General features: G+C 65.1%; 11 protein-coding genes. 6 read left to right on the top strand and 5 right to left on the bottom strand.

All coding sequences use genetic code 11. The features are described 5' to 3' along the window. Positions 1-489: 489 nt before the first annotated feature. Positions 490-1,317 (top strand): outer membrane protein, encoded by an 828-nt coding sequence (locus ABIB66_RS11045; protein WP_354208402.1) that lies wholly within the window; start codon positions 490-492, stop codon positions 1,315-1,317. A gap of 1,088 nt (positions 1,318-2,405) precedes the next feature. Here ABIB66_RS11045 and ABIB66_RS11040 read toward each other — a convergent pair. Continuing rightward, positions 2,406-2,642, bottom strand: coding sequence for a DUF1127 domain-containing protein (locus tag ABIB66_RS11040; protein WP_007612358.1), 237 nt, complete (start codon positions 2,640-2,642; stop codon positions 2,406-2,408). A gap of 184 nt (positions 2,643-2,826) precedes the next feature. On the opposite strand from ABIB66_RS11040, the gene ABIB66_RS11035 reads away from it, so the two are divergent. After that, positions 2,827-4,170, top strand: a complete 1,344-nt coding sequence (locus ABIB66_RS11035; RefSeq protein ID WP_275169976.1) for an aminotransferase-like domain-containing protein — start codon at positions 2,827-2,829, stop codon at positions 4,168-4,170. A gap of 26 nt (positions 4,171-4,196) precedes the next feature. On the opposite strand, the gene ABIB66_RS11030 is transcribed toward ABIB66_RS11035, so the two are convergent. After that, entirely contained in the window at positions 4,197-4,784 is a 588-nt protein-coding gene (locus tag ABIB66_RS11030) for a hypothetical protein (protein WP_354208665.1), read from the bottom strand. 79 nt (positions 4,785-4,863) lie between these two features. Between ABIB66_RS11030 and ABIB66_RS11025 the strand changes: the two genes are divergently transcribed. Further along, the gene (locus ABIB66_RS11025; RefSeq protein WP_354208400.1) at positions 4,864-5,298 is read left to right on the top strand and encodes a hypothetical protein; all 435 of its coding nucleotides are present in this window, start codon (positions 4,864-4,866) and stop codon (positions 5,296-5,298) included. A gap of 2 nt (positions 5,299-5,300) precedes the next feature. On the opposite strand, the gene ABIB66_RS11020 is transcribed toward ABIB66_RS11025, so the two are convergent. From ABIB66_RS11020 to ABIB66_RS11010, 3 genes are all read right to left on the bottom strand, one after another. Continuing rightward, on the bottom strand, positions 5,301-7,700 hold the full coding sequence (locus ABIB66_RS11020; RefSeq protein ID WP_354254840.1) for a bifunctional diguanylate cyclase/phosphodiesterase: 2,400 nt from the start codon (positions 7,698-7,700) through the stop codon (positions 5,301-5,303). A 112-nt stretch (positions 7,701-7,812) separates the two neighbouring features. After that, entirely contained in the window at positions 7,813-9,216 is a 1,404-nt protein-coding gene (locus tag ABIB66_RS11015) for an MFS transporter (protein WP_354208398.1), read from the bottom strand. A gap of 148 nt (positions 9,217-9,364) precedes the next feature. Beyond that, complete coding sequence (locus ABIB66_RS11010) at positions 9,365-9,871, bottom strand: YciE/YciF ferroxidase family protein (RefSeq protein WP_027566868.1); 507 nt, start codon at positions 9,869-9,871, stop codon at positions 9,365-9,367. 425 nt (positions 9,872-10,296) lie between these two features. Here ABIB66_RS11010 and ABIB66_RS11005 point away from each other — a divergent pair, with 425 nt between their 5' ends. The 3 genes from ABIB66_RS11005 to ABIB66_RS10995 all read left to right on the top strand — a co-directional run bounded on the left by ABIB66_RS11005 (position 10,297) and on the right by ABIB66_RS10995 (position 15,136). Further along, positions 10,297-11,379 (top strand): lysylphosphatidylglycerol synthase transmembrane domain-containing protein, encoded by a 1,083-nt coding sequence (locus ABIB66_RS11005; protein WP_275169972.1) that lies wholly within the window; start codon positions 10,297-10,299, stop codon positions 11,377-11,379. 154 nt (positions 11,380-11,533) lie between these two features. Further along, positions 11,534-13,486: an SGNH/GDSL hydrolase family protein gene (locus tag ABIB66_RS11000; protein WP_354208397.1), complete on the top strand. Its 1,953-nt coding sequence runs from the start codon at positions 11,534-11,536 to the stop codon at positions 13,484-13,486. A gap of 297 nt (positions 13,487-13,783) precedes the next feature. Then, positions 13,784-15,136, top strand: a complete 1,353-nt coding sequence (locus ABIB66_RS10995) for an MFS transporter (RefSeq protein ID WP_354254839.1) — start codon at positions 13,784-13,786, stop codon at positions 15,134-15,136. Positions 15,137-15,154: the final 18 nt, after the last annotated feature.

Genomic DNA, 15,154 nt, shown 5'->3' with positions numbered 1-15,154 from the left:
AATGAGGCGGGCAAGCTGGTGGCGCCTGGGGTCGCCCCCCGCTGGCGCACCGCAATGCCGAGCGGATGGCGGCCGGACCGCGGAACTGCACACCGCGACCTTCAAACAGGGTGCTCGACCAGCTGCTTGAAAGCCACGGGGACAAATGGCGGCACGAGCACGCGACGCAATACAGCAGCATGACCACCTACGCGAAGTCGCCGTTCAACGTGGCGGTCGGCGATCACCGCGGTGGTCGTCAATTGAGCAAGGCGAAGCGGAAGACGCGCGGAATCGGGTTCGCCGGAGAATCGGCGAGGCACTCGGTTTTGCCGAGGTGCGCGGCTTTCGCAAACCGCGACCGCTGCCGACGCGCTAAGCCGATCGCCGCAGCGCGAGGCAACCGGGCAAAGATAACTCAAGTTACGCATTCGATCGCGCTTTGATGCAATCTCGGTTTTGCCTCATGATGGGCAGGCCGCCGGGGCGGCCCAATAGGGGAGTTTTTGAATGAGAAGGTTTGCACTCGCATTGCTGTCAATGGTCGCTCTCGGCCCGATCACAGTCCGGGCGGCGGATATCGCGCCCGACCGTATGCCGCTGAAGGCTCCCGCTTTGGTAAGCAAATGGACTGGATTCTATATCGGCGGCAACGTTGGTTATGGTTGGGGCAACTACGGCGCTTCAAACGTCATCGGGACGATCGTGAACTCGAACGGCGGTTCGGCCCCATATGGCTTCAACGCCGTATCTGACAACGGTAATGGCATCACCGCCGGTATCCAGGCCGGCTACAACTGGCAAATCGAGCAGACGGTGCTCGGCATCGAGGCTGATTGGCAGTATCTCAATTCAAAGGCGAGCATCGGCAATTCGGCTATTGCCATCCCGCCCGCCATCGGCAGCAATTTCAACGGCAGCGCTTCCGTCAGCACCGATTGGTACGCGACCTTCCGCGGCCGAGTGGGTTATGCGTTTGGGCCGGCTTTGCTCTACGCGACTGGCGGTATAGCGTTGGCTGAAACCAAGCTGAGCGCGGCTGCTACGGGCAGTATCCCCACCAGCCTTTTCCCGCTTACCTATGGACCGTTAGGCTCCATGAACGCTTCTGACCGTGCCGTCTTGGTCGGCTACGTGGTTGGCGGCGGCCTCGAATATGCCCTTGGGGCAGGTTGGTCCGTCAAGGGCGAGTATCTGCACATGGGCTTCGGCACGAACGGCTACAACTTAACTGGCTCGCTTCAATCACCGGCCGGGTTAATTGGCGTCATCACGACTCGTGCCGATGTCAAGTCGAGCTTCGACATAGCCCGTGTCGGCGTAAACTATCGTTTCTGATCGGCAGGTCTTAAAAGTGAGTTGGGGAGGCCTCAGGTCTCCCCTTTTGCGCGCAGTCGTCTGATGGGGAAGGGCCCCAGGGCGCGGCTTGAGGCGCCCGCGCTGGCGGCTGCGACCCTCCATGGCCATGGTCCCTATCGATGGGGGATAGATCGGCGTAAGGATCGATATAAGTCGAAATAATGAAAACGACTTCAGAGCGGTAGCTCGGAGCGAAGCGTAATCCGGGGGCCAGTGCCTCTAGGGAGGGAATCCCGGATTGCGCTTCGCTCCATCCGGGCTACGAAATCTTGCGTTGCCTGACGGGCAAAATACGCGAGCGATGGGTCAACTCCCGATCGCCAAAATATTCCGCTTTACCGAAATTCAGAAACGGCGTATGTGTCGCCGCAACCCGGCCCAAGGAAGAGGGGCGTATCGCGATCGTCACGAACGCGGGCCGGACGGCGGCGGACGCTGGGCCACACCGGCGCGAATGGCTTCGCAGGGCGGGCAACCGTGAGCGTAGGCGTCGCGCACACGACCGGTGCGGTTCGCGTACGGCAAAACCGTGTCGTCCTGACGCCCGGGGTCTGTGCGTCAAGTCTTGTGGTGATGTGGCGGCCCGACCGGGCACGCAGCATCAGCGATCCATGAGGCGACGGGGGCAATAGTGCATCGCTCCCCGGGGAGAGCACGGCATAAGCCGTAAAACCGCTGCGCAGGGAAGGCCGGACGTTTTGGCTTCACCTGTATGCCGCTGTGCAGATTTTCTTACTGCAACTTTCGCACAGTGGACCGCGGGTGCCAGCCGGCGCCCGGTCTTCCCTGCGCCCTCTTTCTCAAGGGGACAAGGCGATGAAGCAAAGCTCGGGCGAACCAAGCCGCGAGAGGGCGAAGGTGTGTCTACGATGAAAGCACGAGCTAAGGAGCGACAGTGCTACCCACAAGTGCCGTCATTGCGAGCGCAGCGAAGCAATCCAGAGTCTTTCCGCGGTGTGATTCTGGATTGGCTTCGCTGCGCTCGCAATGACGATGTTGAAGCAGGTGTGCCTGAAAACTCAGTCTCATGCCCCGGACGCAGCGCGTCCGGGACAAGAGCGAAGCGCTTACAGATAGCGCGTCAGTTCTGCTTTGGCCTGACCGTAGACCGCATCCTCGATCTGGCTGCGCGTGATCCCGATGTCGCGCAAGGCGCGGTCATCGAGGTCGTTCAGCGTCTTGACGGCGGAGCGGCGCTCCAGGCTGTCGAACAGCGCATAGGCGCCGTTGGCCAGCTTGCGGAAAAATCCGTCTGACGAGGATGAGCGTAAACTCCGCCCGGCGGTCTGCGAGATCGTGGTCATTGTCCTTCTCCGGCCTGTTGTCCACGCGGCGAAGCGGATGCCGTTGGCGCAAGCGCCCGAGCGCATGCACCTCATTTGCCATCGGATTGCTCTCGCTCTCCTCGGCTCAATCGTGAAGCTTGATGGAACTTAAATGCTCCAGTACACTACTCGGAGCAAGTGAAACATTGCTCTCGGTGCAATAATGTCCAAGTTCGAATACGTGAAGCTTGCCGATGCCATTGCTCTCGATATCTCTAACGGCACGTTAAGGCCGGGCGACCGGCTGCCGCCGCAGCGCAATTTTGCCTATGACCGCGGCATCGCGGTCTCGACCGCGAGCCGGGTTTATACGGAGTTGCTCCGCCGCGGCCTCGTCGTCGGCGAGGTCGGCCGCGGCACCTTCATCTCCGGCGCCATCAGGCGGGAGGTCGAGGCGCTGAGCGAGCCGCGCGACGCGCGGATCGATTTCGAGGTCAATTACCCGCTGCTGCCGCAGCAATGGGCGATGATCGCCAAGAGCCTTGCCGGCCTCGAACGCGTCGACGCGCTCGAATCCGCGCTGCGCGTCTCCACCAGCACCGGCACCAAGAGCGCGCGCAATGCCGCCGCCGCCTATCTCGCGCGCAAGGATTTCGCGCCGCAGGCCGAGCAGATCGTCTTCACCGCCAACGGCAAGCAGTCGCTCGCGGCCGCCCTCGCAGCCCTCGTTCCCACCGGCGGCCGCTGCGGCGTCGAGGCGCTGACCTATCCGTACGTCAAGAGCATCGCCGCGCGGCTCGGCGTGACGCTGGTCCCGATTCCGATGGACGAATTCGGCGCGCGCCCCGACGCCATCCAGAAGGCGCATCGCGAGGCACACCTGTCGGCGCTGTATCTCCAGCCCATCATCCAGAACCCGCTCGGCGTCACCATGAACGCGACGCGGCGCGCCGACATCATGCGCGTTGCCGAGAAGCTCGATCTCACCATCATCGAGGATGCCGTCTACGGCTTCCTGGCCGACGACACGCCGCTGGCCGCGCTCGGCCCCGACCGCTGCATCGTGATCGACAGCCTGTCCAAGAAGGTCGCGCCGGGCCTCGCGCTCGGCATCCTCGTCGCGCCGCCGCGATTGCGTGAGAGCGTGATGAGCGCGGTCCGCACCGGCGGCTGGATCGCGTCAGGCCATGCGCTGGCATCCGGACAGCGGCTGATGGCAGACGGCACCGTCGCCGAGCTGACGCGGCTGAAACGCATCGACGCCGCGCGCCGCCAGCAGACCGCGGCAAGGCTGCTCGCCGGCTACCAGCTCTCCGCCGATCCACGCTCCTATCACCTCTGGCTCACGCTGCCGGCACACTGGCGCTCGCAGACATTCGTCGCCGCGGCAGCCCGGCGTGGCATCGCGCTGACACCGTCCTCGACCTTCGCGATCGCCCATGGCCACGCACCGAACGCAGTGCGGCTCGCGCTCGCCCCGCCCACGTTCGAGCAACTCGATTCCGGCCTGCGCACGATCGCGTCGCTGCTCGGCACCAAGGAAGAGGATTTCGACTCGACGGAGTAACGCGCCGTCCAGGGCAACACGGCCATTTAAGGCAGCAAGGCCCTCGGCACGCGATCGAAACTGTAGCTCCGCGGCTGGTTGCGCCGGACGAAGCCGCCGACCTGCCAGGCGAACAGCGCGGCAAAGCCGATGATGAACAGCGCGCCGGCAAATTCGCCGATCGCGAGCGCGCGGATCAGGAGCCCAGTCATCGCCACTGCAAGCACCGCAAGAAAAGCCAGCATCGCCAAATAGGTCCTGCGGCCAAGGCCCGCGGTCAATTCGGCGCGGCTGCCGGCCTGCGCCATGCGCGCGTGCAGCGCGACGATGAAATCGCGAAAACCATTGTCCTGCGGTGCCATCAGCGCCGCCGTCTGCCAGCTCGTCGACAGAATCCTGATGCGGCCGCCATTGGAGTGGCTGACATCGGCGCGAAAGCGGTGCTGCTGCATCGACACCGGGCGGAACGACAGCCGGATTGCACTGATCTCGTCATAACGCCACAGCGAGCTGCGGCCGCCGACGTGCCAGGACAGCCCCTCCTCCGTCAGCTCGAAGCGATGCGCCGAGCCGATCAACGAAGCCTTATAGGCATAGCTCGCACCCGCAGCCGCCTCAGCTCCCGAATCCTGCATCTTCACAAACAATCCAATCCGGGCGATCCAGTCTGCGATCCGCTTGCGCGAGCGCCCTGCCCCATCCTACAAGCGAGACATGGCTGAGACGATTTTTTTTCCGCGCCGCCTGATTCTCGGCGCGGCCGTGATCTCCGGCGTGCTGCTCGCGCTCGCCGTGCACATGCTGGGCGCGCGCTACGGGCTCGACCTCGGCGGCCTCTGGCATTCGGACACCCACGAGTTCATACCAGCGGGCGCGGCGATCGCCTGGTGGTTGATCGCCTCCGTCGGCTTCTCCGGCGGCTATTTCACGGCGACCCTGATGCAGAGCGCCGTCTCGGGCCAGATTCCGCGACGGATGCGGCAGTTCCTGATCGCGGTCGGCGTGCTGCTGCTTGCGGGCGCGGGCCAGGTGGCCTCGGCGCCGAGCCCGGTGCCGACGGTCTCGGGCGTGCTGGCCGGAATTGCCGCGCTGGGCCTCGGTGCCGTGATGGCGTTCTGCGGCGCGCATTTCGCACTGCGCCGCGGCTAACCTCAGGCGGTCGCGCGCAACGGCGGTCGGTCCAGCATGATCGCGACATCGGCAGCGGGCCGCGGCTTGCTGAACAGATAGCCCTGCGCCTGGGTGCAGCCTTCGCGCCGGAGCAGCTCGAGCTGCGCATCGTTCTCGACCCCCTCTGCCGTGGTGACGATGCCGAGGCTCCGGCCCAGCCCGGTCACGGCGCGGATGATCGCCATGGAATCCTCGCGCGTCGCGAGTTCCGACACGAACGAGCGGTCGATCTTGATCTTGTCGAAGGGGAAGCTGCGCAGATAACTCAGCGATGAATAGCCGGTGCCGAAATCGTCGAGCGAGATGCGTACGCCCATGGCGCGGAGGTCGTGCAGCGTGGCCAGCGTCGCCTCGCTGTTCTGGAGCAGCACGGATTCGGTGATCTCGAGCTCGAGGCGGCGAGCGTCGAGTCCGGAAGCGACCAGCGCCTCGGTCACGGATGCGATCAGGTTCGGATTCTTGAACTGCACCGGCGACAGGTTGACCGCAACGTCGACATCGTCGGGCCAGGTGGCCGCGTCGGTGCAGGCGGAGCGCAGCACGAACTCGCCGAGCTGGATGATCAGTCCGGTCTCCTCGGCGAGCGGAATGAAGTTCATCGGCGCGATCAGGCCGCGCTGCGGATGGTTCCAGCGCAGCAGCGCCTCGAACGCGACGACACGACCGCTGACGACGTCGCGGATCGGCTGATAGTACGCCTCGAACTCGTCGCGCTGCAGGGCGGCGCGCAGGTCCATCTCCAGCAGGCGCCGCGCCTGCGCGCGCGCATCCATGCCGGTCTCGAAGAACCGATAGGTGCCGCGGCCGTCCGCCTTGGCGCGATACAGTGCGAGGTCGGCATTCTTCAACAGCTCGTCCGGATTGCTGCCGTCCTGCGGCGACAGCGAGATGCCGATCGAGACGCCGATGATGATCTGATGGTCGTCGATCTCGTAAGGCGCCGAGATCACCTCGACAAGGCGGCCGGCAAGGGATCGTGCCGCCGTTTCCTCGGAACGTCCGATCTGGACCACGGCGAACTCGTCGCCACCGAGCCGCGCCACGGTGTCGCTCTCGCCGACGGTGGCCTTCAGCCTGCGCCCGACCTCCTTGAGCAGCGCATCGCCGATGGGATGGCCGAGCGAGTCGTTGATGTCCTTGAAGTGGTCGAGATCGAGACAAAGCACCGCGAGCTGGTCGTCCGATCTGGTCCGGCGCAGTCCCTGCACGAGCTGCTCGTGGAACAGCACGCGGTTCGGCAGGCTTGTCAGCGCGTCATGGCGGGCCATGTGCGAGATCTTGGCCTGGGCCTCCAGCCATTCGGTGATGTCCTCGAAGGTCGCGACCCAGCCGCCGCCCTGCATCGGCTGGTTGACGACCCGGATGGAGCGGCCGAACCTGGTCACGACGTCGGTCGTGGTCCGGCTTTCGCGCGCGTCGGCGACGAGGCGGGCGAAGAATTCGCCGGCATCGCCCTGCCACTGACCCTTTGCCTGCTCCTCCCGCAGCACGTCGACCAGCAGCCGGCCGGTGAGCAGGGTGTCGGTGCGGCCGAGCATCGCGGCATACCGCTCGTTGAACAGGATGATCTTGCCGTCCGCGTCGAACATGCACAGTCCCTGCGACATGTTCTCGAGCGCCGTGTCCAGCACGATCTGCTGGCGGCCCAGTTCGCCCTTGGCGCGGCGGTCGAGCAGCGCGGCCACCAGCGCAATCGCGATGATCGCGACCGCGGCGCTTGCGGTGAAGAAGGACAACGAGTCCGCCGGGATCGATAACCCGCTGATCGCGAGTGTCGGATCCGGCGTCAGCACGACCGCGCCCATCGCTGTGAAATGATGTACGACGATGGCGACCGTCAGCAGGGTGCTCGCGGTCAGCGCATGGAAGAGGTCGTCGCGCCGCGCAGCGACGAACAGGGCGAGCGCTGCAAAGACAATTCCGAACAGCACCGAGGCGGCAACCGTGCTCCCGATCCAATTGACGCGTGCCGGCATTTCCAGCGCCGCCATGCCGGTATAATGCATCGTCGCGACCGCGGTGCCAACGATGGCGCCGCCGAGCACGACCCACGGCGCGCGCACGGAGGATGCCGCGAGACTCAGCCCCACGAAGGTTAAGGAGATCGCGAAGATCAGCGAAAGGATCGTCACCGGGATGTTGTAGGCGCCGGCGCCGCCCGGCCCGTAGGCGAGCATCGCGATGAAATGCGTCGCCCAGATGCCGCATCCGCTGACGGCGGCATCCAGGGCGATCCAGACCAGGCGCCCGGGGCCGTGCGTCGCGCGCGCCCGGTGAAACAGGCTGATCGCCGCCGCGCTTGCGAGCAGGCACACCGCGCCGCCAAACGCGACGAGCCGCCAGTCGTGTTCTTCGGCGAGACAGTAGAGAACTTGATACATTGCGGGCCCCTATCGACCCGCACTTCAACCGACAGAAATGGACAGTCGGTAACCGGCTACGCGACTGTTTCGGGGATGGTGAACGGAAGCTGTGTTCATTCGCTCGGATTGTTCATCCGCGCGCCGGCGCGCCGAGGCCGATCACAGCGGCGGCGAGCATCAGCACGGCCGCGGACACGACCAGCGACAGGTGCAGGCCCGTCATGAACGCCCCCTCCGAGGCCACCAGCGACCCGAACAGCGCGACGCCGAGGACGCTCCCGGTTTGCCGCGTCGCGTTCAGGACGCCGGCCGCGATGCCGGAGCGCGCCTTCTCGACGCTGCCCAGCAAGGTCGAGGTCAGCGGTGGCACCAGCAGCCCAAGTCCGCCGCTGATCGCGATCATCTGAGCAAAGATCGCCCAATAGCTCGTGCCGGCTTCGATCCAGAGCAGGCCGACGCAACCGAGCGCCGAGACGCAGGCGCCGACGACGATGGTCGGGCACGCCCCGATACGCTCGGCGAGGCGCGGCGCCAGCAGATTGACCGGCAGCACCACTCCCATCATCGGCACGAAGGCGAGACCGGTCCACCACGCCGAAAGCCCGTTGATCCTCTGGAAATACAGGCTGAGCACGAAGATCAGGCCGTAGATCGCGATGTTGACGAGCAGGCCGACGAGCGAGGTCAGCGCGAACAGCCGCTGGCCGAACAGCGACAGCGGCAACATCGGCTGCGCCGTGCGGCTCTCGCGCCAGACGAAGAGCACGGCGAGAATTGCGGCTGCGACGAAGGCCGCGATCACGGCTGGATGTTCCCAGCCAAGCGCGCCGCCTTCGATGATCGCTCCGGCGAGCGCTCCCAGCGCGCCGATCGCGGCAAGCTGGCCGGGCAGATCGATCTCGCGCGAACGCGCCCGCGTGGTTTCGCTGGCGTAACGCCAGCTCAGCCAGAGGCCAACGAGCCCGACCGGCAGATTGACCAGGAAGATCGCGCGCCAGCCGACCAGCGTGATCAGCGCGCCGCCGACGAACGGGCCGGCAGTGAGCGCGAGGCTCGCACCGGCGGCCCAGATCGCAACGGCGCGGCCGCGCTCGCGGTCGTCCGGATAGGCATGATTGAGCAGCGCAAGAGAATTCGGCACCAGGATCGCCGCCGCTAGCCCCTGGACCAGCCGCGCTGCGATCAGGACGGTCGCATTGGGCGACAATGCGCAGGCGAGCGAGGCCGCGGTGAAGATGGCGAATCCCGCCATGAAGACGCGCTTGGCGCCGATCCGGTCGCCGAGCGCGCCGGCCGTCAGGATGAACGCGGCAAACGCGATGGTGTAGGCGCTGACCACCCATTGCAGCTCGGCAACGCCGCCTCCGAGCGTCCTGCCCATCGCATCGAGCGCGGTGTTGACGATGGTGACGTCAAGCTGCACCACGCCATAACCAAGGCTCATAGCGGCAAGGGTGAGGGATGTCGCAAGACGGGAGCCGGCACGCGGCGCGCCGGCTCCGAAGGCTTCGTATTTGACGGTGCTTACTCGCATGCTGCCATCTCGATTGCAGCCCCATGCGAACGATAAGCTTCCCGGGCGCCATCATGTTACGATAACGACCGAATGATGGATGCGTAATGCGCAAGCGTCGCGCGGATAACCGCGCGACGCTCTATCCCGATCCTGGCGACGCCCGGCCTTAGCTGGCCGCGCGCAGGTTCACCTTGCTCTCGGCGAGCGTGGTCAGTTTCTTGTCGGTCGCCTTCTCTTCTTCCAACGTCTTGGCGAGCACGCTGGCGCAGTCGTTGCGGCCGAGCTGCTTGGCCCAGGCGATCAGGCTGCCGTAGCGGACGATCTCGTAGTGCTCCGCCGCCTGTGCCGCGTTGATCAGCGCGGCGTCGAGCACCGCCTTGTCGGCGACTTCGCCCGCGGTCTCGTCGGCTTCCTCGATGATGCCGTCGATGGCGGGGCAATCGACCGCCTTCACCTGCGCACCGTGCATCTTGAACACTTCCTCGAGGCGCTTGACGTGCTCTCTGGTTTCTTCGAGGTGCGTCAAAAAGCCCTGCTTCAGCTGCGGATCGGTCGCCTTATCCGCCATTTTCGGCAGAGCCTTGGTGAGCTGCTGCTCGGCGTAATAGATGTCCTGGAGCTGATGCACGAACAGGTCGTTCATGGTTTTGATGTCTTTTGTGAACAATCCCATCGGTCCGATCCTCTCGGTTGTGGGAACACGGAGGCACCGGCTTGCTGGAGAAGCCGGTTATTCCGCCATGTTCGATTGCTGATGGGGGACTAACCAGCGCACGGCATCGTCGTTCCAAAAAAGCCCGCATCCCTTGCGCTGGAACAATGCCGGCCGTGCAGGATCTGAAATCATGTCACGGACGGACGCGACCGGTCCCACGACTCATATGCTTAACGCGCGTCCGATGTGAACCGCGTATGACAAAGTGGCTGGTCCAAGCTGGTCCAAAGCAGAACCTATCCTTGTCAAGGGCTGCACAAGTCAGTGTTTTTGCCTTAAATGAGCTACATCATGCCTAGCGATCAAAGCCCACATCGGGCACTGATCGCATCCGACCGGCCAATGTCTGGCCTGGTCGGTCTTGCCCCCCGCCGGGAGGATGAATGCACGGACTGCTGACCGCGCTGAAGCGCGGCTTCAAGAGATGGATCGGCTGGCGGCGACTCGGCGTTGCGGCGAGCGTCTTCATTATCGCGTTCGCGATCACCACGCTGGTACGGACGCTCAAGGGCATCGACACCGGGGTCATCCTGACGGCGTTGACCGAGATCCCCCGCGCCAATATCGGGCTGGCGGCGATCTGCGTATGCTTCGCGTTCTGTACGCTGACCTTCTACGACTTTTTTGCACTGCGAACGATCGGCAAGAAGCACGTGCCCTATCGCATCGCAGCGCTCTCCAGCTTCACGTCCTATTCGATCGGCCACAATATCGGCGCCACCGTCTTCACCGGCGGCGCGATCCGCTTCCGGATCTATTCGGATTACGGGCTGAATGCCATCGACGTCGCAAAAATCTGCTTCCTGTCGGGCCTGACCTTCTGGCTCGGTAACATCTTCGTGCTCTCGATCGGCATGGCCATCCATCCGGATGCCGCCTCCTACATGGATCAGCTGCCGTCGTCGATCAACCGGCTGATTGCGCTCGGCGGCCTCGCCTCGATCGGCGCCTATCTGGTCTGGCTGTGCATGGGCGAGAAGCGCCGCGAACTAGGCCAGAAGGGCTGGAAAGTGGTGCTGCCGTCAGCGCCTCTGACGCTGGTGCAGATCCTGATCGGCGTCGTCGATCTCGGATTCTGCGCGCTGGCGATGTACCTTCTGGTGCCGGCCACTCCGCAGATCGATTTCCTGTCGCTCTCCGTGGTGTTCATTTTGGCGACATTGCTCGGCTTCGCCAGCCACGCCCCGGGCTCGCTCGGCGTGTTCGACGCCGCCATGCTGGTGGCGCTGCCCGAATTCGGCCGCGAGCAGCTTCTGGCCACGCTCCTCGTCTTCCGCATCCTCTATTTCGTGATCCCGTTCGGTCTTGCCATCTCCATCATGGGCGCACGCGAGCTCTGGATGAATGTGGTGGAGCCCTGGCAGGAGCGCCGAAGGCTGGCGGAGGCCTGCGCGCAGGCCAACCTGCCCAAGCAGGTGGCCGCGATGGAGCGCGAGCGGTCGCTGCGGCAGGCCAGCAAACGCTGAGCGTGCTCCGGAAAAGCGCGAAGCGGTTTTCCGGGAAGATCATGCTCCAACGATAGTCCGCTAGACGACGGCCGGCAAAACCGTCAGGCCAATGTTGCAGGCGGAGGGCAGCTCTCTTATTTCCGCCTCAACTTTGCCGTTGAAAACGCAGGCCATGATCCCTGTATTCCTATGCCGTTTCCTCGCCGGTGCCCTGCTGCTCGCCGGGCTCCTCACCGCCCTGCCGCTGAAACAGGCGGCCGCGCAGGACGCGGGCGCCATGCAGATCAGCTGGGAGGTGCGCAACCGCTTCCGGCTGTTCCGCGAGGAGCGCGACTTCCTGCTCCATGTCGAGAACGCGCGTAACCGCAGCATCCTCGCCGCCGAGCAATCGCTGGAGCTCCAGAGCGAGGGCCGCGGCTGGGCCCGCAACATGGTCAACCGGCTCTGCATCGACCTCCAGGGCCGGGTCAACCAGCCCTGCACCCGCGACAACACGAAGGAAAACTACCTCACCCCCCTCGACCATCCCGTTACCGTGCGCCTCGCCGGCGCGGTGCCGGTCGGCGCCACCTGCGCCTGGTCGTTCGACGACGGCGACGGGCCGCAACAATCCACCTTCGACTGCGCCGAGCCAATCAATCTGCGGGTCCGCTACGGCAAGCAGACGGTCGCGAGCGTCGACGTCTCCTCCGGCTCCGATCCGACCCAGCGGGTCCAGACCGAGATCCAGGTCCGCGACATCTTCGTCGCTGGCCTCGGAGACAGCATCGCCTCGGGCGAAGGCAATCCGGACCGGCCGCTGGCACTGTCCGACGAAGGTTTTTGCTTCCGTTCCTATCTCGGCACCGCCGGCGCGCAGTATTATCGGCCGAGCCGCGCCGGCTTCAAAGGCGGCCGCGCCTGCGAAGCGCCGGATACGCTTGCCAACTGGCAGCGCTACAGCGCGCTCTGGTTCAATTCGCCCTGCCACCGATCGCTCTACAGCTATCAGGCCCGCACCGCGCTGGCGCTCGCGGTACGCTACACCCACGTCGCGGTGACCTTTCTGCCGCTCGCCTGCACCGGCGCCAGCATCAGCGACGGGCTGCTCGGCTCGCAGCGCGCCCGCGAATGCCCGCCCGGCAAGACCGGCGTCTGCAACATCAGCGTGAACGCGCAGGTCGCCGAGCTGCGCGAGGCGCTGACCGCCGCCAGGAAACGCCAGCCGGAGCGCACGCTCGACCTCGTGCTGCTCTCGGTCGGCGCCAACGACGTCTATTTCTCCGGCCTCGTCGCCGACGTGATCGTCGAGACCGCAACCGAGCGCGCGATATTCCGGCGCTCCGGCGTGATGGCGAGCGTCGATGATTCCCGCGATGCGCTGGCGCGCGAGCTGCCGCAGAATTTCGTCAAGCTGCGCGAGGCGCTGAAGCCGCTGGTCGGCGGCGACCTCTCGCATGTGGTCTACGTCTCCTACGCCAACCCGGCGCTCGCCGACGGCGGCGTGCCCTGCCGCGGCGGCCGCGCCGGCTTCGACATTCATCCGTCCTTTAACGCCGATCCGCAGCGCCTCGCCCGCGTCTCGAGCTTCGTCGACACCGAATTCCTGCCGCAACTGAAGGGGCTCGCCACCTGCACCCGCGGCGCCCTGTGCCGCGATCCCGAGGCCGACCGCATGACCTTCGTGGATTCACATCAGGCGGCGTTCGCCGATCACGGCTTCTGCGCGCATTCGGGCAACGATCCCGAATTCGACCGCACCTGCTTTGCCGAGAACGGCCAGAGCTTCAATCCTGACATCGTGAGCGCGGCGAGCCAGCCGATGCTGTGCGGCCGCGGCGCCTCCGAATTCCGCGCCTATTTGCCGCGCGCGCGCTGGATCCGCGACGCCAATGACAGCTATTTCGCCGCGATGACCTATCCGCAAGGCCTGCCGGCGGCGAGCCAGCCGACCGACATTCACGACGCGACCTGGGGCGTGCTCTCCGCCGTCTATGGCGGCGCGGTGCATCCGAGCGCCGAAGGCCACGCCGCGATGGCGGACGCGGCACTGCCGGCCGCAAGCGCCGTGCTGGGGCTCGATGCGGCGCCCCCGGGCGTGACACGCGGGTTGCTCGCGCCACTGCTGCCGGGCGCGCAGCAGTAGACGCGCGCAGCTTCTACCCGCACACTGTCATCGCCCGCGCAGGCGGGCGATCCAGTACTCCGTGACAGACGTGATTGAATCGAGACTTCGCGGCGTACTGGATTCCCCGCCTTCGCGGGGAATGACAACGGGGTGCGTGGTGCAATCGGGTTCGCCATCACCTCAATCGTTCCCCCACCTGCCGTTCCATCCATCCAAAAGCAGCATCGATCGATACTTCCTTGAACTTGGACACTTTGCCGCGCGCACCTCTAGGAGTCGCTGTGGGGAAACGTTCGAGTTCTAAGGAGGCGCGGAATGAGCGCAGTGATGTCCGCAGCGGACGTGAAGAGGTCTCGCGTCAGGCTGTTCATCGTGACCATGTTGTTCCTGGTCACGACCGTCAATTATGCTGACCGCGCCACGCTGTCGATCGCGGGCCCCGCGCTCTCCAAGGAGCTGCATCTCGATCCCGTCGCGATGGGCTACATCTTCTCGGCGTTCGGATGGTCCTATGTGATCGCGCAGGTGCCGGGCGGCTGGCTGCTCGACCGCTACGGCTCCCGCCTCGTCTATGCCTTCAGCATCATCGTATGGTCGCTGTTCACGACGATGCAGGGCTGGGTCGGATTCTTCAGCGCCGGCACCGCGATCATCGTGCTGTTCGGCCTGCGCTTCCTGGTCGGTATCGCCGAAGCGCCGTCTTTCCCCGCCAACGCACGCATCGTCGCGGCCTGGTTTCCGAGCAACGAGCGCGGCACCGCGTCCGCGTTCTTCAATTCCGGGCAGTATTTCGCCACCGTGATCTTCGCGCCGCTGATGGGCTGGATCGCGCATGATTACGGCTGGCGCTACGTGTTCTTCGTGATGGGCGCACTCGGCATCATCATGGGCCTGGTCTGGATCAAGACCGTCTACGGGCCGAAAGAGCACCCCGGCATCAACGAGGCCGAATTCGACTACATCAAGGACGGCGGCGCGCTGGTCGATCTCGACGCGCCCAAAGACGATCTGAAGCAAGAGCGCGCGCCCGAGGCCGGCTCCGGGTGGGACCATATCCGCCAGCTGCTTTCCAACCGCATGATGCTCGGCGTCTATCTCGGCCAGTACTGCATCAACACGCTGACCTATTTCTTCCTGACCTGGTTCCCGGTCTACCTCGTCAAGGAGCGCGGGCTGTCGATCCTGCAAGCCGGCTTCGTCGCGACACTGCCGGCGCTGTGCGGCTTCATCGGCGGCGTGCTCGGCGGCGTCATCTCCGACGCGATCCTGCGCAAGACCGGCTCGCTGACCATGGCGCGCAAGATCCCGATTGTCGGCGGCATGCTGCTGTCGATGTCGATCATCGCCTGCAACTACGTCGACGGTCAGGCGCTAGTGGTCGGCTTAATGGCGCTCGCCTTCTTCGGCAAGGGCATCGGCGCGCTCGGCTGGGCTGTCGTCTCCGACACCTCGCCGAAGGAAGCCGGCGGCGTCTCGGGCGGCCTGTTCAACACCTTCGGCAACCTCTCCTCGATCAGCACCCCGATCGTGATCGGCTACATCCTGGCCGCGACCGGCTCGTTCAACGGCGCGCTGATATTCGTCGGCGCCAATGCGCTGGTGGCCGCATTCGCCTATCTCGTGGTCGTCGGCAAGATCGAGCGCGTGGTGCTCAAACGTTCCTCCTGAGGGCTCCCATGGGAGCTT

Origin of the sequence: Bradyrhizobium sp. F1.13.3 (assembly GCF_040548265.1) — a bacterium.
Lineage (GTDB): Bacteria > Pseudomonadota > Alphaproteobacteria > Rhizobiales > Xanthobacteraceae > Bradyrhizobium.
This window is presented reverse-complemented; position numbering and strand designations above follow the sequence as displayed.